The sequence below is a fragment of the Shewanella cyperi genome (assembly GCF_017354985.1).
GTDB classification, from domain to species: Bacteria; Pseudomonadota; Gammaproteobacteria; order Enterobacterales; family Shewanellaceae; genus Shewanella; species Shewanella cyperi.
Genome location: NZ_CP071501.1, coordinates 2,136,597 through 2,158,720, shown reverse-complemented (window position 1 = coordinate 2,158,720; position 22,124 = coordinate 2,136,597). Strand labels below are relative to the sequence as shown.

The 22,124-nt window shown below is 57.7% G+C and carries 18 protein-coding genes; 5 read left to right on the top strand and 13 right to left on the bottom strand.

What is annotated here, in order from left to right; all coding sequences use genetic code 11:
- Positions 1-5: 5 nt before the first annotated feature.
- Positions 6-2,768 (bottom strand): TonB-dependent receptor, encoded by a 2,763-nt coding sequence (locus tag JYB84_RS09360; protein ID WP_207319846.1) that lies wholly within the window; start codon positions 2,766-2,768, stop codon positions 6-8.
- A 484-nt stretch (positions 2,769-3,252) separates the two neighbouring features.
- Between JYB84_RS09360 and JYB84_RS09355 the strand changes: the two genes are divergently transcribed.
- From JYB84_RS09355 to JYB84_RS09345, 3 genes are all read left to right on the top strand, one after another.
- Entirely contained in the window at positions 3,253-4,875 is a 1,623-nt protein-coding gene (locus tag JYB84_RS09355; protein WP_207319845.1) for an alpha-glucosidase, read from the top strand.
- Between the two features lie 196 nt (positions 4,876-5,071).
- The gene (locus JYB84_RS09350; RefSeq protein ID WP_207319844.1) at positions 5,072-6,313 is read left to right on the top strand and encodes a sugar MFS transporter; all 1,242 of its coding nucleotides are present in this window, start codon (positions 5,072-5,074) and stop codon (positions 6,311-6,313) included.
- A 159-nt stretch (positions 6,314-6,472) separates the two neighbouring features.
- Positions 6,473-7,687, top strand: coding sequence for an RsmB/NOP family class I SAM-dependent RNA methyltransferase (locus JYB84_RS09345; protein WP_207323168.1), 1,215 nt, complete (start codon positions 6,473-6,475; stop codon positions 7,685-7,687).
- Positions 7,688-7,706: 19 nt separating this feature from the next.
- Here JYB84_RS09345 and JYB84_RS09340 read toward each other — a convergent pair whose 3' ends face one another.
- Entirely contained in the window at positions 7,707-8,132 is a 426-nt protein-coding gene (locus JYB84_RS09340) for a secondary thiamine-phosphate synthase enzyme YjbQ (RefSeq protein ID WP_207319843.1), read from the bottom strand.
- A gap of 149 nt (positions 8,133-8,281) precedes the next feature.
- Here JYB84_RS09340 and JYB84_RS09335 point away from each other — a divergent pair, with 149 nt between their 5' ends.
- Both JYB84_RS09335 and JYB84_RS09330 read left to right on the top strand, forming a co-directional pair.
- The gene (locus JYB84_RS09335; protein WP_207319842.1) at positions 8,282-8,560 is read left to right on the top strand and encodes a peptidylprolyl isomerase; all 279 of its coding nucleotides are present in this window, start codon (positions 8,282-8,284) and stop codon (positions 8,558-8,560) included.
- 4 nt (positions 8,561-8,564) lie between these two features.
- On the top strand, positions 8,565-10,217 hold the full coding sequence (locus JYB84_RS09330) for a VRR-NUC domain-containing protein (RefSeq protein WP_207319841.1): 1,653 nt from the start codon (positions 8,565-8,567) through the stop codon (positions 10,215-10,217).
- On the opposite strand, the gene JYB84_RS09325 is transcribed toward JYB84_RS09330, so the two are convergent.
- The 11 genes from JYB84_RS09325 to hyaA all read right to left on the bottom strand — a co-directional run bounded on the left by JYB84_RS09325 (position 10,195) and on the right by hyaA (position 21,995).
- Positions 10,195-10,569, bottom strand: coding sequence for a hydrogenase maturation nickel metallochaperone HypA/HybF (locus JYB84_RS09325; RefSeq protein WP_207319840.1), 375 nt, complete (start codon positions 10,567-10,569; stop codon positions 10,195-10,197). The genes JYB84_RS09330 and JYB84_RS09325 overlap by 23 nt on opposite strands.
- Entirely contained in the window at positions 10,569-11,591 is a 1,023-nt protein-coding gene (gene hypE / locus JYB84_RS09320; RefSeq protein WP_207319839.1) for a hydrogenase expression/formation protein HypE, read from the bottom strand. The genes JYB84_RS09325 and hypE overlap by 1 nt, the downstream gene beginning before the upstream one ends.
- On the bottom strand, positions 11,581-12,708 hold the full coding sequence (gene hypD / locus JYB84_RS09315; RefSeq protein ID WP_207323167.1) for a hydrogenase formation protein HypD: 1,128 nt from the start codon (positions 12,706-12,708) through the stop codon (positions 11,581-11,583). Before hypD ends, hypE begins: the two co-directional genes overlap by 11 nt.
- Positions 12,701-12,946: a HypC/HybG/HupF family hydrogenase formation chaperone gene (locus JYB84_RS09310; protein ID WP_207319838.1), complete on the bottom strand. Its 246-nt coding sequence runs from the start codon at positions 12,944-12,946 to the stop codon at positions 12,701-12,703. The genes hypD and JYB84_RS09310 overlap by 8 nt, the downstream gene beginning before the upstream one ends.
- Positions 12,946-13,713 (bottom strand): hydrogenase nickel incorporation protein HypB, encoded by a 768-nt coding sequence (gene hypB, locus JYB84_RS09305; RefSeq protein WP_207319837.1) that lies wholly within the window; start codon positions 13,711-13,713, stop codon positions 12,946-12,948. The genes JYB84_RS09310 and hypB overlap by 1 nt, the downstream gene beginning before the upstream one ends.
- Positions 13,714-13,787: 74 nt before the next feature.
- Positions 13,788-16,124, bottom strand: coding sequence for a carbamoyltransferase HypF (hypF, locus tag JYB84_RS09300; RefSeq protein WP_207319836.1), 2,337 nt, complete (start codon positions 16,122-16,124; stop codon positions 13,788-13,790).
- Positions 16,121-17,887 (bottom strand): Kae1-like domain-containing protein, encoded by a 1,767-nt coding sequence (locus tag JYB84_RS09295; protein WP_207319835.1) that lies wholly within the window; start codon positions 17,885-17,887, stop codon positions 16,121-16,123. The genes hypF and JYB84_RS09295 overlap by 4 nt, the downstream gene beginning before the upstream one ends.
- A complete protein-coding gene (locus tag JYB84_RS09290; protein ID WP_207319834.1) occupies positions 17,874-18,431 on the bottom strand; it encodes a HyaD/HybD family hydrogenase maturation endopeptidase in 558 nt (185 codons plus the stop codon). The genes JYB84_RS09295 and JYB84_RS09290 overlap by 14 nt, the downstream gene beginning before the upstream one ends.
- A gap of 34 nt (positions 18,432-18,465) precedes the next feature.
- Positions 18,466-19,140: a Ni/Fe-hydrogenase, b-type cytochrome subunit gene (cybH, locus tag JYB84_RS09285; RefSeq protein WP_207319833.1), complete on the bottom strand. Its 675-nt coding sequence runs from the start codon at positions 19,138-19,140 to the stop codon at positions 18,466-18,468.
- 12 nt (positions 19,141-19,152) lie between these two features.
- A complete protein-coding gene (gene hyaB, locus JYB84_RS09280; protein ID WP_207319832.1) occupies positions 19,153-20,856 on the bottom strand; it encodes a nickel-dependent hydrogenase large subunit in 1,704 nt (567 codons plus the stop codon).
- Positions 20,857-20,858: 2 nt separating this feature from the next.
- A complete protein-coding gene (gene hyaA, locus JYB84_RS09275; protein WP_207319831.1) occupies positions 20,859-21,995 on the bottom strand; it encodes a nickel-dependent hydrogenase small subunit in 1,137 nt (378 codons plus the stop codon).
- Between the last annotated feature and the right edge of the window lie 129 nt (positions 21,996-22,124).

The window sequence follows — 22,124 nt, the reverse complement described above, 5'->3', positions numbered from 1 at the left end:
GGGGATTAGAACTTGTAGTTCACACCCAGCATGTAGTTACGACCATAGTTCTGGTAGTCTCGAACGAAACGCTGATCATCACCTGTGTAGGAGATGAAAGGCTCGTTGGTCAGGTTGTTCACCTGGAACAGAACCGACAAGCCATACAGGGCTTCGATGCCACTTTCAGAGAAGTCATAACCCACCTGTGCGTCCACTACGGTTTCGGCTTTGATGTTGACGTTCTCACGCTGCAGACTGATCTTGGTCACTTCGCCGAGGAAGTCTGAGCGGTAGCGTGAGCTGATACGTGCCTGGAAGCCACTGTTTTCGTAGTAAACCGTGGCATTGAAGGTCTTCTCAGACAGGCCTGGCAGTGTAGTGGGTTCACTGTCGGCAGTTTCTTTGACTTCGCTTTCATTGTAAGTACCGCTCAGGTACATACCGAAACCTTCCATCTCGGGTACGAAATAACCGAAGTCCAGCTGAACTGTGGCCTCGACACCACGAACGTAACCACCGTTACCATTTTGTGGCAGTGTCACATCACCGATTGGATTCCCTGATTTTTCAGGGAACAGCTCACCGAAGTTAAAATCGCTGTGTTGATCGAAGACGAAGTTTTCCAGGTCTTTGTAGAACAGGGCGACAGAGAAATAACCCTGATCGGCAAAGTAGTTTTCATAGCTGATATCATACTGGCGTGCCAGCCAGGGGCGCAGCTGCGGGTTACCGCCGCCACCGCTCCAGTTCGGATTCCCCGCTGATGGCGTTTCGGTGTAGCTGAAGTTAACGTTGGCATTCATCTTGTCCATGCGGGCACGGGTCAGGGTGCGGGCCGCGGCCAGGCGTACCACCTGATCTTCTGCCACTTCGAATGCCAGGTTCATGCTGGGCAGCCATTCCAGATAGCTGTCACCGGCGGTAACTGGAGTTTTCTCTACTTTGCCAAGGGCGTTAACTGTCGCTGCTGTGCCGTCGGAACTTTGGTCTGTGTGTACCGCCTGCAGGCCGATATTGCCTGACATGGGCAGACCGAAGACTTCGGTTTCCAGGTTGGCTTTGACAAAACCGGTGGTCACTTCCTCGTTAACCAACCAGGAGTTGGTAGCGCGGCTCAGATCCACAGAGTCAGCATTGGTCTCTATGTAGTTGCCGTCGTTGTAGAAAGCCAGGGAGTCATAGCTCAGCATGTCACCCATGCCAAAGAAAGCCAGGGAAGTAGGATCAAGCAGGTACTTCGCCGGCACCGTCAGCATTTCAGGGTAGTCTTTCAGGGTCAGGTAGAAACCCTGGTCCAGCTTGGACTTTTCGCGCTCGGTGTAGTTTACACCGAATTGCACGCTGCGCACGGCACCGCTGTCGAGCACATACTCGGCGGCAAGACGCATGGACTTGAGTTCATCGTCGATTTCGGGTTTGTTGATAAAACCGTCCTGGCTGCTTGGTCCAACCGGATCTCCCCAACTGAAAGCTCCACCCAGTTTGATCACGTTGGGATCGGCATAGTTCAGATCATGGGTGAACTGATAGCGACCATCACCCTGGTAAGCAAAGCCCAGGGTGTCGGTGGCGCCATTGCCATTGCCACGGCCGGTGCCGCTGTAGCTTTCCATACCTATGTCGGTACGGTTGGCCTTGGACAGGGCGATATCCGCCTCCAGACTCCAGTTGTCATTGACTATGTACTTGTTATTCCAGCCAATGGACAGGGCGTCTGCATCACGGGTATTGACGTCGTTACGAACGATAACGCCGGCATTGTTGATAACGCCCTGAGTGACCAGACCGTTATCCACTGCGACAGCGGTAATGCCGTCGTTAGCCCAACCGCCAGCATTATTGTCATCGTTAGCGCCCCAACGACCTGGCATTTCAATACCACGTAATTGCTGTTGATCTTTGAACTGGGAGTAATACACATCCAGTAAGCTGTGGAATTGATCGTTTGGCTGATATTCCAGCACCATCAGGAAACCATCCCGCTCCAGTTCACTGGATCGTACAAAGGGTTTGGCTCCACCCAGCACATAAGGTGAATTATCATCTTTGTAGTCGATACGGGGATAGCCCCAGGCCTGCCAACGCTCTTCCTGGTTGGGCGATTGCATGCGGGCATAACCGAAGGCAAAACCCAGGGTGTCGTCGAGGAACTGATCCACATAGGAGACACTGGCGCGATAACCCTTATCAGTGCTGTCGCTGTTAAGCGCGCCCAGATCGTTCAGTTCACCGCGGGCAGAAACGGCAATGGTTTGCTCGCCGTGGGCCAGGGGGCTGATGGTGCGCATGTCCACGGTACCACCGATGGATTGAGCCATCAGGGATGCATCGGGCGTCTTGTACACCACAACCTGATTCAGGAGTTCAGATGGGTATTGGTCAAACTCAACACCGCGGTTGTCGTTGACCGAAGCCTGTTCACGGCCATTGAGAGTGGCTGTGGTAAAGTCCGGGCCCAGACCACGGATAGAGATTACGTTGGCGCGACCGTCAAGACGTTGCGCAGCAACACCGGGCAAACGTGCCAGAGATTCAGCAATACTGACGTCGGGCAACTTGCCAATATCTTCGGCCGAAATGGCCTCAACCACCGAAGAGTTGGACATCTTGGTGGCTTGGGATTCTTGCAGTGAACGGCGGATACCGGTCACCTGAATAACTTCAATGGACTCGTCTTCAGCTTTTTGGTTGGCAGCATCTTCTGCGGCGAGCGCGCCGTAGGAATACATGCTGGCACCGGCGGCTACCAGTGCCAACGTCAGTAGGCTCGGTTTATATTGGAACATTCATCTTTCCCCTTTGTCGCTATAGCTCATGTCTTAGCTTATAAGTGTTGGGACAACAGTCATTTGTAGTAGTGTATTTGGCGTTAACGCGCTTACCTGACTGCATAAGTGCCGTTTTTATAACCAAATTGTTGCACAACGGTGAAGATACTACTCCCGCCATTTGGGCTTGCTCAATCGTGTGCATACGTATTCAAAAGGCCCATGGAGCAGGATTGTGACGCCGTTATGGTTAAAAAGAGGGCTTTTTCATACGAACAAATGCTTGTTACTCATTGTTTAATATAGGAATAGAACATTCTGTCCGCCAGCTGCGATGAGGAATGATCTCTGCATACGTATGCAGCCGTATTGAAGGCGGTTTCCCAGTTCACGTATCCTCGTTTCAATCCTAAAAGGCGTCAAACCGCTTACCTCGGGGCAACAAAGTTGTAACCCTGACATCAGTGCAGATGCCGGCCATAAAAGTAAAAAAGAGGCGAGAATGAATGAGTTAGCCTGGTGGCGCGGTGGCGTCATCTACCAGATCTATCCGCGCAGTATGCTGGATACCAACGGCGATGGCGTCGGCGATCTCAAGGGCATCATTGCCAAGCTGGATTATATCGCCAGCCTGAACGTGGATGCGATCTGGATCTCGCCCTTTTTCAAGTCTCCGATGAAAGACTTCGGTTATGACATCAGTGACTATCTGGCCATCGACCCATTGTTTGGCACCATGGAAGACTTTGATGAATTGATTGCCAAGGCCCATAGCCTGGGACTCAAGGTCATCATAGATCAGGTGCTGAGTCACACCTCCGATGCCCATGCCTGGTTTGAAGAGAGCCGCCAAAGCCGGGATAACCCCAAGGCTGACTGGTATGTATGGGCCGATCCCCGCGAAGACGGTACCCCGCCCAACAACTGGCTGGCCATTTTCGGCGGCTGTGCCTGGGAATGGGAACCCCGTCGCCAGCAGTACTACCTGCACAACTTCCTGAAAAGCCAGCCGGATCTCAATTTCCACTGTGAAGACGTGCGTCGTGCCGTGCTGAGCAATGTGGAGTTCTGGCTGAAAAAAGGCGTTGATGGTTTCCGCCTCGATGCCATTACCTTCTGCTTCCATGATGCGGAGCTCAGGGATAATCCGGCCAAGCCCAAGGATCAACGTCAGGGCAGGGGCTTCTCGGAAGACAACCCCTACGCCTATCAATATCACTATTACAACAACACCCGTCCCGAGACCGTCGGTTTTATCGAGGAGTTGCGGGCGCTGATCGACCGCTACCCAGGTACCGTGACCCTGGGGGAGGTGTCTTCTGAAGACTCTCTGGCCACCATGGCCGAATACACCCAGGGTGATGGCCGCCTGCACATGGCCTACAGCTTCGAACTGTTGACCAAGGATTACAGTGCCGGTTATATCCGCAGCACGGTGGAAGCCCTGGAAGCCAGCATTGGTGACGGTTGGCCCTGTTGGGCCATAGGCAATCATGATGTGGAGCGGGTACTGAGCCGTTGGGGTGGTGCCGATGCGCCTGCTGATATGGCCAAGATGCTGAGCGCCATGCTCGCCAGTTTGCGCGGCAGTATTTGCAGCTATCAGGGTGAAGAGCTGGGGCTCACCGAAGCCGACATTCCTTTTGAGGCCCTGCAGGATCCCTTTGGCATTGCTTTCTGGCCCAACTTCAAGGGCCGTGACGGCTGCCGCACCCCCATGCCCTGGCAGGCGCAGGCAAAGGAAGCCGGGTTCAGCAACGGCAAACCCTGGCTGCCATTGGCTCCCGAGCACCTGCCCAAAGCAGTGGATGTGCAGGAAAGCGCAGAAGATTCAGTGCTGAACCAATTCCGCCGCTTTATGGCCTGGCGTAAACAACACCCGGCTTTGGTGGTGGGTGATATCAAATTTATCGACAGCAAAGAGCCTTTGCTGCTGTTCATCAGACAATGGCAAAATGAGCAATACCTGGTGGCCTTTAACCTCGGTAGCTCCGAAGAAAGCCACGATTTGCATGGCTTAAAGGTGTCAGAAGGTCTCCAGGGCCATGGGCTGGTCGCGGGGCAACTTGTGGGGGATAGCCTGAGCCTGCCGCCCTATGGCAGCTTTTTTGCCAAGCTGAGCTGATTAAATCAAATTATTGGATGAAAAAATCTGATGCATGATTAAGCCTGGAGACGGGCTTAATCGTTGACCAGGCGCCGGGTTTTCATCAGTATCAGTCGAAGATGGAATATTTTATACATAGCGACAGCGGTCGAGGTTGACCCTTGGGGCCGGCCTGGCGTCGCAAATAACGATAACAACAGAAAGAGAGGAAGCTATGGCAAGCAGTATCAACACCGGGGCTACGGTCCAAGTGGCGGCAACAGAGGGCAAATACGGTTTTGCCCTGACGTCGCTCACGTCGCTGTTCTTTATGTGGGGTTTTATTACCTGCCTGAATGATATTTTGATCCCGCACCTCAAGGGCGTGTTCTCACTGAACTATACCCAGGCGATGCTGATCCAGTTCTGCTTCTTCGGCGCTTACTTCCTGGTGTCGGTACCGGCAGGGCAGTTGGTGAAAAAACTCGGCTATCAGCGCGGTATAGTGACAGGTTTGGTGGTTGCGGCCATAGGTTGCCTGTTGTTTTACCCCGCGGCAGCGGCCATATCCTATGGCTTGTTCCTCGGTGCCTTGTTTGTGTTGGCGTCCGGCATCACTGTACTGCAGGTGGCTGCCAACCCCTATGTGACGGCACTCGGCAATCCGGAAACCGCCTCAAGCCGACTGACCCTGACCCAGGCCTTCAACTCTCTTGGCACCACAGTGGCGCCTTTTTTCGGTGCCGTATTGATCCTGTCAGTGGCCAGTGGCGCAGCCCTGGACGCCCAGGCCGAGGCCGATGTGGTCAAGCTGCCTTATCTGTTGCTGGCAGGCATGCTGGGCCTGCTGGCACTGGTGTTTTCCAAGTTGTCATTGCCCGTCATCCACAGCCAGGAAGACGCGGTTGCTGAACCTGTCCGCAGCGCCCTGAGCTACCGTCACCTGGTGCTCGGCGCCGTGGCTATTTTCGTTTATGTGGGCGGTGAAGTGGCCATCGGCAGCTTGCTGGTGAACTTCCTTGGCGATGACAAGGTCGCCGGACTGGCTGAAGCCGACGCGGCCCATTACATCGCCTATTACTGGGGTGGTGCCATGGTGGGGCGCTTTATCGGCTCTGCCGTAATGCAAAAAGTGGCTGCCGGTAAGGTGCTGGCGTTCAACGCTCTGATGGCGGCGGCGCTGGTGATGGTTGCCATGGGCAGCGAAGGTCAGCTGGCCATGTGGTCCATCCTGGCCGTGGGCCTGTTCAATTCCATCATGTTTCCAACCATTTTCAGCCTGGCACTGCGGGATCTTGGTCCTGCCACTTCACAGGGTTCCGGTGTGCTGTGTCTGGCCATTGTCGGTGGCGCCATCATCCCGCTGTTTCAGGGCATGCTGGCCGATGGGGTCGGGCTGCATCTGTCCTTCGTGCTGCCGGTCCTTTGCTATGGTTACATACTGTTTTATGGCCTGCGCGGTTCACGCCTGGACTGATATTGCAGGCACTATTGCCGAGTTTGAAAGGGGCCCTGCGGGGCCTCTTTTTATTTTGGCGGATTTTTCACGCCGTTTGTGGCTTTCGGGGCAGGTTCGCCTTGCGCCCGCCGGCGTTAACGCCTAAGATCCGGCGGTTTTCTTCACCCGGATCCTGCCATTATGTTATCTCCCTTGTCTGCGTCTTCCTGCGAATTGGTGCTCGGTGTCCTCAATCAGGTTTTGATTGAAGGTGCGCCCCTGGACAGAGCCTATTCAAAACACTTCTCAGGACTGCAACTGGCACCTGCCGAGCAGGCCAGGATAGCTCTGGTCACGGGGGATCTGCTGCGGCGTCTGAATCTGTTTTGCTATCTGGCCGACATAGAGCCGGCAAGGGTGGAGCGTGAAGGTTCGCGGCTTATCAATGCCTGGCATCTGTTCCATGAATTGCCACTGCCGAAAATGAAGTACGCCTTGCCGGTGGATGCGGCCGAATTCGCAGGTCGTCTGACACAGGCCCGCAACCAAGGTCCACTGTGGGACGGTTGTCCCGCCTGGTTGGATACCCTGGGCCAAGCGGAGCTGGGCGAGGCCTGGCCGGCAGAGCGCGCGGCACTGGCGCTGGCACCCAAGCGCTATCTGCGCAGCAACGGTCTCAAGTGCGATCCGCAGGCGCTGATGGCCCGTCTCAAGGGCGAAGGCGTTGATACCCAGCCGGTGGCCGGTGTGCCCTCGGCGCTGGAAGTGACCTCGGATGCGGCGCTGTTTCGCACCCAGAGTTTCGCCGATGGTTGGTTTGAGCAGCAGGATGCTGGTTCGCAGCTGGTGGCCGATGCCCTGGATGTGGCGCCCGGCATGCGGGTGATCGATGCCTGTGCCGGAGCCGGCGGCAAGACCCTGCATCTGGCTGCCAAGATGCAGGGCCGTGGTCGTCTGCTGGCCATGGATGTGGAGCAATGGAAGCTGGATAACCTGAAGCAGCGTGCCCGCCGCGCCGGTGCCCACAATGTTGAAACCCGCCTCATTGCCGGCAGCAAGACCATCAAGCGCCTCAAGCTGTCCGCCGATCGGCTGCTGCTCGATGTACCCTGTTCTGGCCTTGGGGTACTCAAACGTAACCCCGATGCCAAGTGGCGAGACACCGAAGAGCGTTTGCCGGTGCTGATGGAGTTGCAGGAACATATTCTCGGCAGCTACAGCCGGATGTTGAAGGTCGGCGGCATACTGGTTTACGCAACCTGCTCGATACTGCCATCCGAAAACCGCCGTCAGGTGGACAAATTTCTTGCGGCGCAAAGCAACTTCCGCCTGCTGGATGATGAGTGTATTACGCCCGCAAATCAGGGTTTTGACGGCTTTTATCTCGCCCGCATAGAGAGAATCGCGGAGTAGCAACCAAGGGGCCGCTGGTTTATCCCGGCTGCCCCTGCAGGGTTAGCAAAAGGCGCCGCGATCCCCCCGCATCCCTGTGCTCCCCCAGATACACGCCTTGCCAGGTACCCAGTGCCAGTTGTTGCCGGTTAACAGGCAGCAGCAGGCTGGTACCAAGGATACTGGACTTGATATGGGCCGGCATGTCATCCGGGCCTTCATCCAGGTGTCTGAAGTAAGGCGTGTTTTCAGGGACCAGGCGATTAAAGAAACGTTCGAAATCACCCCGGACATCGGGATCGGCATTCTCATTGAGGCTGAGGGAGGCCGAGGTGTGCAAGAGTTGCAGATGCAGCAGGCCACAGCTAACCGCAGGCATGCCTTGCAGCGCGGCATTGATTTCCGCGGTGATCAGATGAAAGCCCCTGGCTCGCGCTTTGAGATTAAGAGTGTGTTGCTGCCACATTGAAAACTCCTTTTGCTGTCAACGAGGTGCCAGTGTAGGCGCTGTCCCCGGTGACGGCAAGACTGACGCCGCCGCGCTTTTGCGGTAAGATCGCCCCAGATTTTTCCAGTTAAGTGCCCCCAGACGGGGCGCAGCAAAAGAGGTAAACCATGGCCCGCGCCTGTGCACGACATATTCTGGTCAAAACCCGCGAAGAGGCAGAAAAGCTTAAGGCCCGTATCGCCAAGGGCGAGGATTTCGGCAAGTTGGCCAAGCAATATTCCCTTTGTCCATCAAAGCGTCGCGGCGGCGATCTGGGGGAGTTCGGCCCCGGACAGATGGTCAAGGCATTCGATGATGTGGTGTTTAAAAAGCCGGTGCTGGAAGTACATGGTCCGGTCAAAACCCAATTCGGCTTTCACCTGATCCAAACCATTTACCGCAGTTGATCCCATGGCCGACGTGCCATCTCTCGCTCCGGACTACTATCTGGGCAATTTTCTCAGCCTGTTGGGGGGACTCGACAGGTATCGCGATCTGCTGAGTGACAGCGAGCTGGGGTTTCTTGCACGCTTCGACCAACTTGGCCATGACGCCCGCTGCCTGCTGGTCAGACTGTTGTTGCGCAAGGGCCAATGGTTCAGGATAAGCAAACTTCACTATCCGGAACTGGATGATTTGCCCTCGGCACTGAATGAGCTGCGCCTGGCGGGCTTTATCGAAACCGGGCTGGCCGCGCCCCATTCTGAGCTCAATTCTTTACTGACCCTGGCCGAGTGGCGCACGGCGCTGGTCTCTGAGGACCCCAAGGCCGCGCCCCTGGGCGTAAGCAAGGGCGCAACCAAAACCCAATTGGCAGCACTGATTGAGCAGAAAGGCCTGTGGTCGAGCCTGGCCGAATATTGGCGCAGCGATTGTCTCTGGCTGCGGGACGATCCCATGGCCCTGTTCAAGTTGCTCTATTTTGGCAACAGCTATCAGGATCTCAGCGAATTTGTGCTTGGTGATATGGGCCTGCGGCGCTATGAAAACTATGCCGTAGACAAGGCCCTGCGCAGGTTCGACACCCGGGCCGACATAGACGCGGCGCTTTTGCTGAGCCAGCTCAGTGAGCAGCTTGAGCTGAGCGGCCGTATTCTGGAGCGCGATGAACTAGAGCTTATGCTGGCCCGGTGCCCCCATCCCTTGGCTACTGGGGGCGGGCTGGAGGATAAACGCCAGCAGCTAAGGGGCCGCATTGCCCGGGAGCTGGAGCGCAGGGGGGATGATGACCTTGCCCTGACAATTTACGGGGAACTGGCGCAGACGCCGGCTCGGGAGCGCTCGGCACGTTGTCTGGAGAAACTGGCACGCTTTGAAGAGGCCCTGGCTGTGGTGGAGGCCATGATTGCCAATCCCTGGGACGAGCAGGAGTTGGCGGCGGCAAGGCGCATGGGGCCGCGATTGGCCAGGCTGCTTGGTAGGCCTTGGCTTAGGGCGCCGGCTTCGACTATTCCAGGGCAGCAACTGGCGCTTCCTCCCTTTGAAGGCAAGGTTGAGCAGGCCGCCGTCGCCTGGTTCGAGTCACGGGGGCTGCGGGCCTGGCATTTGGAAAATGCCTTCGTCTGCGGCCTTTTTGGCCTGGCGCTGTGGGATATTATCTTCATGCCGGTCAAGGGCGCCTTTGACAATCCGTTTCAATCCCGGCCAAGGGACATGTACCGTCCCGGATTTGTGGCGGCCCGGCAAGTTGCCCTGGACGAGCGCCTGCAGCGCCTGCGGGAAGGGGAACTGTCGATATTGACCCGGCATTTTGAAACCAAGCAGGGCCTGGTTAACGATTGGGTCAACTGGAAGCTGTTTGACGGCGAGGTGCTTGAGGCTGTGCTTAGCCACCTGGATGGGGCGCTGCTGACGGACTTGCTCGAACGTATGCTTAAGGATCCGCAATTTTACCGCAGCGGTTGGCCGGATCTGCTGGTGCTGAAACAGGATGGGCTGGCCTTTGTGGAAATCAAGGGCCCGGGTGACAGGCTACAGGACAGCCAGCGTCGCTGGTTTGACTGGTTCAAGTCGCGGCAACTTGACGCTTCGGTACTGCATATCAGCTGGCTGACAGGGGACTAGTATCGCCGGGCAGCTCCAGCTCCAGGCGGGCCAGAAGCAGCTCTTCACCTGTCAGAGTGCGGGTATTGGTACCCTGACATTGGGGACAGATCATGCTGCGGTTGTGGGCGGGTCCGCTGGCACCGCAGTCATTGCAGCTCAGGGTCAGGGGCACTATCTCCAGTTCAAGCTCGGCCCGTTCACAGAGACTGCCCAACTTGAAGCCGTCAAAGGCGGTGGCGAGCAGCGCCGGTTCGACGCCGCTGAGTTCCCCCAGCTGAACCTTCACCTGGGTGACACCAATGGCGCCTTGCTCCCGCGCCAGGCGTTCACACTGCTCCAGCAGCGCCTCCACTATGGAGAACTCGTGCATCAGCAGATCCTCGGCAGCAATTCACCCTGGGGCAGGTCGAGGTAGCGTCGTCCCCCCCAGGCGGTGGTCAACACCACCCGGCCGGCGTGATCCTCGCACACTTCACCTATGATGGCGGCCTTGCTGCCGCCGTCAAAACGGCGCAACACTTCCAGGGCGCCTTCGGCATCGCGCTTGGGCAGCGCCAATACGAAGGTGCCTTCGTTGGCGAGATCTGTGGCCTCAAAGCCATAGAGTTCACACAGTCCCTGCACCTCGTCGCTGATCGGCAGACGGGCTTCTTCAAGGGCTATGCCGACACCCGAGCGAACGGCCCATTCGTTGAGCACGGCAGCGATGCCGCCGCGGGTGGCATCGCGCATGGCGTGCAGCTCAAAGGGAAGGGCCAGCAGTTGCTCGACCACTTGCCACAGGCTGGCGCAATCGCTTATCAGATCCGACTCCAATTGCAGACCTTCGCGGGCCATCAGAATGGCGGCGCCGTGCCTGCCTATGTCGCCGGACACCAGGATGGCATCTCCCGGCTGCAGTTTTGCTGCCGACAGGCCCGGACGCAGCACCCGGCCGACACCTGTGGTATTGACAAACAGGCCATCGGCGCAGCCCTTGGGCACCACCTTGGTATCGCCGCAAACGATGCGGGCACCGCTTTTCGCCAGTTCCGCTGCCATGCTTTGGATAATGGTTTTCAGTTTGGCCAGTTCAAAGCCTTCTTCTATCACCAGGGCCAGGCTCAGGTACTGGGGTTCGGCGCCCATCATGGCCAGATCATTGACCGTGCCGGCAATGGCGAGTTTGCCTATATCACCACCGGCAAAAAACAGCGGCGATACGGTAAATGAGTCGGTGGTGAAGGCGCAGGGGCCGCTCAGGTTGAGCACGGCGGCATCCTCTTCGGCTGCCAGAATGGGATTGTCAAAGGCGGTAAAAAACAGCTCACGGATCAGTTTGGCCATCTCCAGGCCGCCGCCACCGTGGGCCAGTTGGATCTGTTTAAGGGACGTGCTCTGTTTAAAGGACATTCGGCCCTCCGCTGTATCTGTAATAGGCATTGCAGGCACCCTCAGAGCTGACCATGCAGCTGCCAAGTGGCGTCTGGGGGGTGCAGCCACGACCGAAAACCCGGCAATCCGTGGGATCGGCAAGACCGCGCAGTATGTCGCCGCACTGGCAGGCCTTGTGATCGTCAATTTCCACTATGGGCAGGCGCTCACCGTAAACCCGCTCCGCGTCCCGGTGTTGATATTCGTCTCTGAGTTTCAAGGCAGACTTGGGTATGGGGCCCAGACCACGCCAGCGAAACTCGTCCCGCACTTCCATCACCTGATTGACCTTGGCCTGAGCCGTGCGGTTACCTTCGGCCGTGACCGCGCGGCTGTACTGGATTTCCACTTCGCTGCGGCCGTCGTTTTTCTGCCGCACCAGGCGCAGAATGGATTCCATCAAATCCACGGGCTCAAAGCCGCTGACCACCACAGGGGTGTGATATTTGTCTGCGGCAGGCCGATAAATGTCGGCACCGGCAATCACACTGACATGGGCCGGTCCGATAAAGGCATTCACCTTGGTGGCGGGCTCTGCCATTACGGCGTCCATGGCCGGCGGCACCAGCACGTGGTTGATGTGGAACAGCAGGTTATCCAGCCCCAGACGTTCGGCCTGTTCCAGCAGCACTGCGGTCATGGGGGTGGAGGTTTCAAAACCAATGGCAAAATAGATAACGGTTTTGCCGGGATTGTCACGGGCAATGGCAAGGGCATCGAGTGGATCATAGAGGGCGCGGATATCCAGCCCCTTGGCCCTTTGCTGCGCCAGGCTGCCATGGGAACCGGGCACCCGCATCATGTCGCCCAGGGTCAGCAATATCACTCCCGGTTGGGCTGCAAGAATCGCGGCTTGATCGATGCGCTCCTTTGGCATAATGCACACAGGACAACCGGGTCCATGGATAAAACGTATGTTGCTTGGCAGCAGGCCAGGCAGACCATATTTCATTATGGTGTGGGTATGGCCGCCACAGACCTCCATAATGTTCAGTGGCTCGCTCAAGTGGGCTGCGTCCTTGGCAATGGACGCGGCCAAGGCCGCCATGGTGTCCGGATCACGGAACACCCGGTACAAACTCTTGAGTTCAAGCATTTTCATCGCTCTCCATGCTTGAGACTATATCCTTGTATATTTCTATACTTTTCAGTGCATCTTCTTTATCAATTCTATTCATGACAAAACCGATGTGGATCAGCACGTAGTCGCCGATGGTCAATTCATCGGCCAGCAAATGACAACTGACTTTGCGCCGTACGCCTAGGGTATCTACCGTGACCGCGGCTTCTTCGGGATGCAGTGCCACCACCTGTGACGGGACCGAAAGACACATCAGCGCTCTCCCTGCCGTTGTCGGCTGTGGGGCTGGTCAGCGAATCTTTGACCGTGATCCTGTGCCAACCAGTCGGCCAGTTCGGCCATACCGCGGCCATCCTTGATGGAGATCTGGATAACCTTAACCTTGGGATTAATGGCGTGAAGCGACGTCAGCGCCTCATCCAGACTGAAATCGAAATAGGGCAGCAGGTCGCACTTGCTGATCAGCACCAAATCGGCGCGGCGGAACATGACCGGATACTTGGCTATCTTGTCATCACCTTCGGGTACCGACACCAGCACTATGTTGCGATGGCAGCCTATGTCGTAGCTGGCGGGGCACACCAGATTGCCGACGTTTTCCACAAAGGTGATATCGACCCGGTTGCCATCAAGGTGGTGGAGGGCGCCATGCACCATAAAAGCGTCCAAATGGCAGGCGCTGCCGGTTTGAATTTGCACCGCTTTGATCCCGCGAGCCAGCAGGCGGTCGGCATCGCGACTGGTTTCCAAATCCCCTTCAATGACCTGAAAACTCAGGGGCGTGAACTGACCAAGGTATTCCAGCAAACTGGTTTTGCCGCTTCCCGGGCTGCTCATCAGGTTATAGGCGCTCATGGCACCGGCTTCGAAGTGGCGGCGGTTATGAACGGCCTCACTGTCGTTGCGTGCCAGGATCCTGTGGATACTACTGAGGGTCTTGGGATCCTGCAGTTGGGGGTTCTGTCGCAGCGTGTCCTTCATGCTGTCCTGTGTCAGGCTGCAGCCGCAATCTTTACACATTTGGCTTTGTCTCCTTGCTCTGGGGCGTGCCCCGGATATTCAGTGTCTGTCTTTCGGCACCCGAGTGCCTTGATTCAGGTCAGGCTTTCGCCCTTATTGCCGTGTAATGCCGCCCACAGTTGCCCCAGGGCGATACCGCCATCATTCACGGGCACCTGGCCCCAGGGCAGCAGGGTTCGACCCCTTTGCTGCAAACCGGCCACACAGGCGTCGGCCAGGGTTCGGTTCTGGAACACGCCGCCACTGAGGACCACGGGCAGGTCCGGATAGTGGTCAGCCAATTCGAGCACGGCCCGTGACAGGGCCAGAATAAACTGCCGGGCTAGATCGGCCTTCAACTGCTCTGCACTGGCATCTGTACCGGCGCAAAGGGCATCTATCATTGCCAGGATCAGTCCATGGCCGTCGAGCACAAAGCCTTTGTCATCGGGGGTTATCGCCAGGCGCAGACAATTGGACGACCCATTCTTGGGCTGTGACTTGGCGGCCAGGGCTTCGAGAAACAATCCTGCCTGGCCTTCAAACAGTATGGGCCCTTCGAAGCCGAGCAGGGCCGCTGCCGCATCGAACAATCGCCCCATGGAACTGCATTTGAGTCTACTGGAGCGGGTCAGGCGCAGCAGGTTGGCCCGCTGCAGCTCCCCGAGCCTTTCCAGCGCCGGCAGTTTGAGGGCGTGAATGCTGTCATCAATCAGCTCGTCGGCAAGCAGGCCAAGCAAGACGCGCCAAGGCTCGGTGGCGACCTTGTCACCGCCGGTGACGGCGAAACTGCGCACATGGGCCAAACGCCGGTAGCCCGACGGCCGACACAGCAGGACCTCACCGCCCCATATTTCCCCCTCATCTCCCAGGCCGCTGCCGTCGAAACAAAATCCCAGCACCGGGGAGCTGATATCGTTTGCCGCCATGGTGGCCAGCACATGGGCGTGGTGGTGTTGCACCGGCAACAGGCCTTGCCCCGCTTGTGCCCTGGCATGGGCCCAGCGACTGGAGCTGTAATCGGGATGGCGATCGCAGGCGATGCCCGCGGGGGCTATGCTGTACAAGCGCTGAAAGGTCGCCAGGGTACGTTCGAAATAGGCCTCGGCTTCGACGCTGAACAAGTCGCCAATGTGGGGGCTCAGAAACAGGTGCGAGCCCAGATTCAGCGCCAGGGTATTTTTTTGCTGCGGTCCCACGGCCAACCAGTCGCCGTCGGTTTCCCGCTGACTGTCAAGCTGACTCTCAAGGCACAGGGGGGCATAGCCTCGGGCGAGGCGGATCACCTGCATCTGCCCGCCGGCCCATTGCACCACGCTGTCATCGCAGCCATTGACTATGGGGCGGTTGTGATCGAGCACAGCGTTCACCACCTTGCCCAGACGCGCCAGCACCTGCTCTGAGTCCGTGATGATGGGATCTCCGCTATGGTTGGCGCTGGTGGCCACCAGGGGAAAGCCACAGCGTGCCAACAGCAGCTGGTGCAGCGGTGTGTAGGGCAGAAACAATCCCAGTCTGTCGATGCCGGGGGCCACGGCCTCACAGACAAGCGACTGTTGTGGCTGTTTATTCAGCAGCACTATGGGTTTTTCACGGCTGCACAGCAGTTGCCATTCCTCCTGCGACCCGATAGCGAGCTGTTTGGCGCAGTCAAGATCGGGCACCATCACGGCAAGGGGCTTGGCTGGCCGGTGTTTTCTTTGCCGCAGCAGGGCAACCGCATCTGCATTGCGGGCGTCACAGACCAGATGGAAGCCGCCAAGGCCCTTGATGGCCAGTATGTTTCCGGATGCCAGCATATCTGCCGTGAGATCCATGGCGCGGCTGCTGTCATCACACAACACTTCTCCCGAGACACTGAGCAGGCTCAGGTGCGGTCCGCATTGGGGACAGCTGACGGGCTGGGCGTGGTAGCGGCGGTCCATGGGATCCCGATATTCAGCTTCACACTCGGGGCACATGGCAAACGCAGCCATGGAGGTATTGACCCTGTCATAGGGCAAGCACCGTATCAGGCTGTAGCGGGGGCCGCAGTGGGTGCAGTTGGTGAAAGGGTAGTCAAAGTGGCGATCTTCAGGATCGCGAATTTCCGCCAGGCAGGCATCGCAACTGCTCTTGTCCGCCGACACCAGCACAGTGGCCTTGTCATCCGCCTGACTGGAGCGGATCTCAAAATCCTGGGGCGGCCATGGAGGCATGGGCAGTGGGCTTTCATGGATAAAATCAATTCGCGCCAGGGGCGGGGGGCAATGCCTGAGTTGCTCAATAAACCGCGCCAGCTGGGTGGGCTCACCATAAAGGTCGATATGTACCCCACTGGCGTCATTGAGCACATGCCCCCGGAGGGCCAGTTCTCTGGCCAGGCGGTAGACATGGGGTCTGAAACCCACCCCCTGAACTATGCCGCCCACATGCAGGCTTATGGCTTTCATGGCGCGGTTTCCCGCTGCTGGCTTGAGCGGCGGGCAGGGCGGTCAAATAAGGCGCCCACCGCCAGCAGACTGCCGTCGAGATCCAGCGCCGGATTGACCCTGAGCCTGACGTTTTTTCCCAGACGCAAGGTCAGCCGCTGGGCCAACACAGGATTATTGAGATCCTGTCCGGCCAGTACCAGCTGTTCTATCCCCAGCTGCTGATCCAGGTGCTCCACCCAGTTGGCCAAATAATCCGCCAGTGAGTCCAATACCCCAAAGGCCAGACGACTGCTGTCCTTGTCCCCTGCAAGGCGGAAGCTTATCAGGGTGCCGAGCATGCGGCGCCAGTCTATGGTGCGGCCCTCGCTGCCCCACACCAGGGGGTAATCGACTCTGGGGGCATTGTGTCCCCTGTGGTGGGTGGCGCTGGCGGCCAGGGCGGCGGCCAATTGCTGCTTGCTTTGGCGGTAGCCCAGCCCCAGCACACAGGCGGCCGTGGCAAGCAGGCTTTGCAGCGAATCAGTGCGGGAACTGGCACCATTGCTGAGGTTCAGCTCAGACAATGCCAGACATTCGTAAGGAAACTGTTCACGGAATTTCTGTATCAGCTCGGGAGCGCCGCTTAGCAGGGCCTGATAAAGCTGTAATCCCGTCGCCGGCAACGGGCTTAGGGACAAAAAGACCTGTTGCTCTGCCTGGGCGTCATAACCCTGCAGCTGCATGGGGCCTTGATGACCAAGGTAAAGCACTGCGCTATTGGCAAGAGCCTTGCCCCGGCGCAGCAGTGTCCCCTGCAGCGCCAGCCGGGCGGGATCCTTAATTTCGGCCCCATGGGTAAGGGGTTCAAGTTGCAGTTGCTCCGGGCCGCACGAACGGGCGCGCCAGGCCCCGGTAGCCGACTCGGTTTGGGCAAACAGGGATTCACTGAGCGTCAGCTTGAAGCTTTGGCTGCGCTGCACCGGCATCCAGGTTCCCGCCAGCTGACAGACCTCATCCCGGGCCCCATCCTGTGACACATGCACCCAATCCATACCGGCCCGGGCCAGCGCGGCCGTCAGCAGCAGCTCCAGACGACTGGCGGCGAAGCGGCAACGATACCAGTGTAGGTTCAGTAACTCGTGTCCGGGCAGGGGCGTGAGCCGAACCCAGGGTTTCTCCAGGGCCGACAGCGCCAGTTGCTGCTCTGTATCGGCCAGAAGGTGTTTTGTCAGCACCTTGGGATCGCAAATAAGCAAGCTGGTGCAGTCAGCGTTTTCCGGCGCCGCCCGGTAAGCGTACGTCACACCGCCAAGGACTGCGCTTTTGCCATCCGCCAGCACGGCCACGGCTGTTGCCAATTCATCCGCTGTGATGGCCCGGGCCCCCGGCGTCAGTTGTTGCTCGCCATGGCAGCAGGGGCAGCTCAGCGATAATTGCCGGGGCAAATCATCTTGCACCTGACTGAACCAGGGCAGGCAGTGGCTGCAAAATCCAAGACCTGCCCCCATGTCTTCCATGGGTGGGATAGGCACGGTTGCTGTCAAGCTGTCGGGCGTTTCGATAAGCTCCAGCCCCGGCTTACCCAGCGCCAGCGAGACCGGTAGCTCCCTGGCCAGGAGATCGGCCAACTGCTCCAGTTGTGCCTGGCTACCACTGGCATCCAGCAGGTAATGAGACTGGCCGCTCGTATTGTGATACCCGATCGCCAAATCCAGTTCCTCCGTCGCCAGCAGTTGGTTGAAATAGCTGTGATAGAAAGGGACCGGCCTGTGGCAGGGAAAGTAAAATCTAAGAGTTTTCATGAATTGGGATCTGCCCTTGCCAGGCGCTTGGGATCAGCTCTTCTATGGGGCGGTGTTGGCGGCGCTCCACCTCAAAACCAAGGCTTCGAAGGTGCTTGAGCACCACCTCTTCCATCAGGGGTACCACGCTGAGCAGCTCGGGACTCAGGCCCAGACGCATGGGCTCGAGGCGGGTAGGGGTCACGCCCAGTACCCAGGTTTTTGGTCTGTCCCCGAGCATTTCCATCATGGTCAGGGTTTGCAACATCTCCACTTCGTGGGCGCTGCCCTGCCAGTCAATTTCGGCCGGTGCTTTGTCGAAATCAAAGAAATACACCTGACCCGGATTGGCTCCGGCGGCGTTGACCGTATCCACCAGCAGCATTTCATCAAATTGGCTGATGATGGGGGTCAGCCCCTGGGCCAGGGTGCCGCCATCCAACAGGGTCAGACTGTGGAGAGGGTGGCTGAAGCGATAGTTTTCTTCCATGTAATGGAGGAAATGGACGCCAATACCTTCATCGGCGAACAGCACATTGCCTATTCCCAGCAACAATAACTTCATGGTGCCTCCCCGCTGCGCCTTGGCTTTTAACCACTCAGTGCCTGTGATAGTCGTAACCGCTGACTATGACTTCCACCGAATTGTGCTTGAAGCGGATGCCTGTCCACACCGCCATGTAAATGTGTAACACCAGAAAAACGATGAATACCCAAGCGACATAGTGGTGCCAAAGTCGGACGCTCGCCAATCCGCCCATCACACTTGTGATCCAGGCGGCAAAATCCGACAGCATACCGCCCATTCCCAGGTGATAAACCTGGGCATAGAGGGTCAGACCCGTGATGCAGATGAAGATCGACGCCACCGCTATGCCGGTGTACACCAGCAGTTGCAATGGGCCGTAGACACCGGCTTTTTTCAACTGTCCAATCCAGAAATAGGACTTCAGCTGGGCTATCCAGCTCTTAAGCGAAAAAAGATCACGGACACTGCGTCGCTCAACGTCGTATTTACTGAAGAAAAACAGGTAGGTACGCACAGCTGTAACAGCGCACAGCAGGAAGCCGGCGATAAGGTGGCCAAAGCGGATCCATCCCTGAACCAATACATCCGAATTCTCCGGCGCCACCAAAAACGGCCAGGCGAGATAAAAGCCGCTGATGAGCAGTACAGTGATGGCTGCGGCCCTTAACCAGTGGGCAGCTCTCAGGGCACCGGTAAATACCAGGGTACGTTTGAATTCTCTGACTTCCTGAATGTGCTTGTCCATGTGCAAAGCCTCCTAGATTGCGTTGGCCGCGACCCTGAATTCACCCAGATCTGTGCCCTTGAAATCCATCACGTGCACCGAGCAGGCCATGCAGGGATCGAAAGAGTGAATGACCCGGATCACTTCCAGGGGTTTGGTCGGATCTTCCAGCTTCAGGCCTATGAGCGAGGTCTCATAAGGTCCTTGTTTGCCCTGGCTGTCCATTGGACCCGCATTCCAGGTGGTCGGCACCACCGCCTGGTAGTTCTCAATCTTGCCACCCTTGATCCGCACCCAGTGGCTGAGCATGCCCCGTGGTGCTTCTATCATGGCGTGGCCGCGGTATTCCTTGTCCGGATCTATCTCGGGCTTGGCGTAGGTACTTTCGTCAGACACCAGGTTGGTCAGCAGGGCATCAAAGGTGCGCAGACCCTCATGGGCCACCAGCTGGGTTTGCAACATACGGGCAGCGGTACGGCCCAGGGTGGTAAACAGGGCACCAATTGGCAGACCTGTACGTGCCAGCAGGCCGTTAACGGCCTCGACCACGGCGGTGTTGCCGCGGGCGTAGCTCACCAGCAGGCTTGCCAGTGGTCCCACTTCCATGGGCTCGCCCTGATATCTGGGGGATTTGACCCAGGAGTATTTACCGTCACCATCCAGAGTCGGCAGCTTGCCGTAGACAGTGTCCCGCTCCACAAAGCCTGTGTACTGGGGCACTGTGGTGCCATCGAAGGGATGTTGGCTTGCCGGGGCGCTGTACCAGGCATGGGTGACATCTTCGGCGATCAGGCTGGGATCCAGATCCTGTACACCATTGATATCACCATTGAGGATCACCCCGGCATTGAACAGGTATTCACCGTCCGCCAGCAGGAAATCATCCGTGGCCAGGAAGTTTGTCAGTGCCACACCTCCAAGCACGCTGGGCTCAGCGCCATAGGCTTCGGCGGCCATGATGATGTCGGCCTGATAGGCCCGGTCAATAAAATCGGCCACTATGGCGTGTTTTTGTTTCCATTCCTGCAAGCGCGCCGGGCTGAGCATATCGCGCACCGAAGTGACGCCACCGACCACCAGCGACTGGGGATGGGGCTGCTTGCCACCGAAGATTGCCAGCATTTCTGCCGCCACCCGCTGCACTTCCAACGCCTTGAGGTAATGTGACAGGGCAATCAGGTTTTGCTCGGGGCTGAATTTATAGGTGCCATTACCCCAATAGGCGTTGGCAAAAGGCCCCAGCTTGCCGGTGGCAACAAAACCGGCCACCTTGTCCTGCACCGCTTTGAGATCGCCTTCACCGGCGGCAATGGGATGGGGACTGTATTTCATCGCTTCCCTGGCCGCTTTGGCCGGATCCGCACTCAGGGCGGATACCACGTCGACCCAATCCAATCCGTGCAGATGGTAGAAATGCACCAGATGATCGTGCATATACAGGGAAACCTGCATCAGAGTACGCAAGAGTTTGGCGTTGAGCGGGATCTTGGTGCCCAGGGCGTTTTCCACCGCCTCGGTGGCACAGCGGTAATGGGAGTAGGTGCAGACACCGCAGATCCTTTGGGTTATCAGACCCGCATCGAGGGGACTGCGCCCCTTGAGGATCACTTCGATGCCGCGCCACAGGGTCGATGATGACCAGGCCTTTTGAATAACATTGTTTTCATCCACCTCCACTTCGATGCGCAAATGGCCCTCGATGCGGGTGATGGGATCTATGACTACGCGCTTGTTCATGATTATTCCTCAATACCACGGGCGAATATGCTGGCAACGGCATGGGCACCAATGCCAACCGCTGCCGCGCCTAATATCACGCTGCCTATGGTGTCAGCGGTGGCATCCAATCCGTGCAGTGTTTGTCTTCCCAGTGGTCGCTCAAAGTCAGCCATCTCATCCCAGAAATTGGGTTCGGAACAGCCCATGCAGCCATGACCCGCCTGAATGGGCCAACTGGTGTGGTGATTGAATCTTTCGGTGGGGCAATTGTTATAGGTGTAGGGGCCCTTGCAGCCAACCTTGTACAGGCAAAAGCCCTGTTTGGCATTGTTGTCACCAAACTGCTCGACAAATTCACCGGCATCGAAGTGACCGCGACGGTCGCAATTGTCATGGACCCTGGCACCGTAAGCCCATTTGGGCCGGTTGTAGATATCGAGCGCCGGCAATTTGCCGAACATGATGAAGTACATCAGGGTGCCGACGATATTCTTCTCGCTGGGGGGACAGCCACCGAGATTGATCACTGTCTTATCCACCACCTGATGCACGCCCTTGGCCCCCGTAGGGTTGGGGTAGGCTGCCTGAACGCCGCCGAAGGAGGCGCAGGTACCGACGGAAACTATGGCTGCCGCTCCAGCGGCGGCCTTGCGGACCGACTCAAGGCCGGTGCGGCCCTTGCAGCCCAGGGTCAGGAAGGCACCGTTGTTGGCGGTGGGCACGGCGCCTTCTATGGCCAACAGGTAATTGCCCTTGTAGGTTTCCAGGGCCTGGTCGAGGTTCTCCTCGGCCTGCCAACCGGCGGCAGCCATCAGGGTTTCATGGTACTCAAGGGAGATCTGATCGAAGATCAACGAGTCCAGATTCGGGGTGTCGGCGCGCACCAGTGATTCGGAGCAGCCGGTACACTCGGCCATGTGCAGCCAAATCAAGGGCACCCTGTCGGCCAGCTCTGCGGCTTCGGCCACCAGGTTGGAAAAAGGCAGTGGCAGTGCCAACATACTGCTGACACCGGCAGTCCACTTGAGAAAGTCGCGTCGGCTGAGTCCAAATTCGGCCATCTTGTCGGCGAGACTGTGTGGGTGACGTTTTGGCAGGTTGCGCAGGCTTTGCAGCCGACGTCTTCCCAGTTCGTACAAGGCTGAATGTGTGTCCATGATGTGACCTTTTTATTCCTTTTGGGGTATAGAGGACGGTAACTTCCCTGAGTGTAGGCAGCGAAGGCAAAGGGGATCTTGACCCAGGTCAAGCTTTTGCAATTGATTTTTGACACCGGCAAGGGATTC

Coding starts and splice junctions, on each gene's coding strand:
- JYB84_RS09360 (WP_207319846.1), bottom strand. CDS start 2,768: ATGTTCCAATATAAACCGAGCCTACTGACGTTGGCACTGGTAGCCGCC.
- JYB84_RS09355 (WP_207319845.1), top strand. CDS start 3,253: ATGAATGAGTTAGCCTGGTGGCGCGGTGGCGTCATCTACCAGATCTAT.
- JYB84_RS09350 (WP_207319844.1), top strand. CDS start 5,072: ATGGCAAGCAGTATCAACACCGGGGCTACGGTCCAAGTGGCGGCAACA.
- JYB84_RS09340 (WP_207319843.1), bottom strand. CDS start 8,132: ATGTGGCAGCAACACACTCTTAATCTCAAAGCGCGAGCCAGGGGCTTT.
- JYB84_RS09335 (WP_207319842.1), top strand. CDS start 8,282: ATGGCCCGCGCCTGTGCACGACATATTCTGGTCAAAACCCGCGAAGAG.
- JYB84_RS09330 (WP_207319841.1), top strand. CDS start 8,565: ATGGCCGACGTGCCATCTCTCGCTCCGGACTACTATCTGGGCAATTTT.
- JYB84_RS09325 (WP_207319840.1), bottom strand. CDS start 10,569: ATGCACGAGTTCTCCATAGTGGAGGCGCTGCTGGAGCAGTGTGAACGC.
- hypE (WP_207319839.1), bottom strand. CDS start 11,591: ATGTCCTTTAAACAGAGCACGTCCCTTAAACAGATCCAACTGGCCCAC.
- hypD (WP_207323167.1), bottom strand. CDS start 12,708: ATGCTTGAACTCAAGAGTTTGTACCGGGTGTTCCGTGATCCGGACACC.
- JYB84_RS09310 (WP_207319838.1), bottom strand. CDS start 12,946: ATGTGTCTTTCGGTCCCGTCACAGGTGGTGGCACTGCATCCCGAAGAA.
- hypB (WP_207319837.1), bottom strand. CDS start 13,713: ATGTGTAAAGATTGCGGCTGCAGCCTGACACAGGACAGCATGAAGGAC.
- hypF (WP_207319836.1), bottom strand. CDS start 16,124: ATGAAAGCCATAAGCCTGCATGTGGGCGGCATAGTTCAGGGGGTGGGT.
- JYB84_RS09295 (WP_207319835.1), bottom strand. CDS start 17,887: ATGAAAACTCTTAGATTTTACTTTCCCTGCCACAGGCCGGTCCCTTTC.
- JYB84_RS09290 (WP_207319834.1), bottom strand. CDS start 18,431: ATGAAGTTATTGTTGCTGGGAATAGGCAATGTGCTGTTCGCCGATGAA.
- cybH (WP_207319833.1), bottom strand. CDS start 19,140: ATGGACAAGCACATTCAGGAAGTCAGAGAATTCAAACGTACCCTGGTA.
- hyaB (WP_207319832.1), bottom strand. CDS start 20,856: ATGAACAAGCGCGTAGTCATAGATCCCATCACCCGCATCGAGGGCCAT.
- hyaA (WP_207319831.1), bottom strand. CDS start 21,995: ATGGACACACATTCAGCCTTGTACGAACTGGGAAGACGTCGGCTGCAA.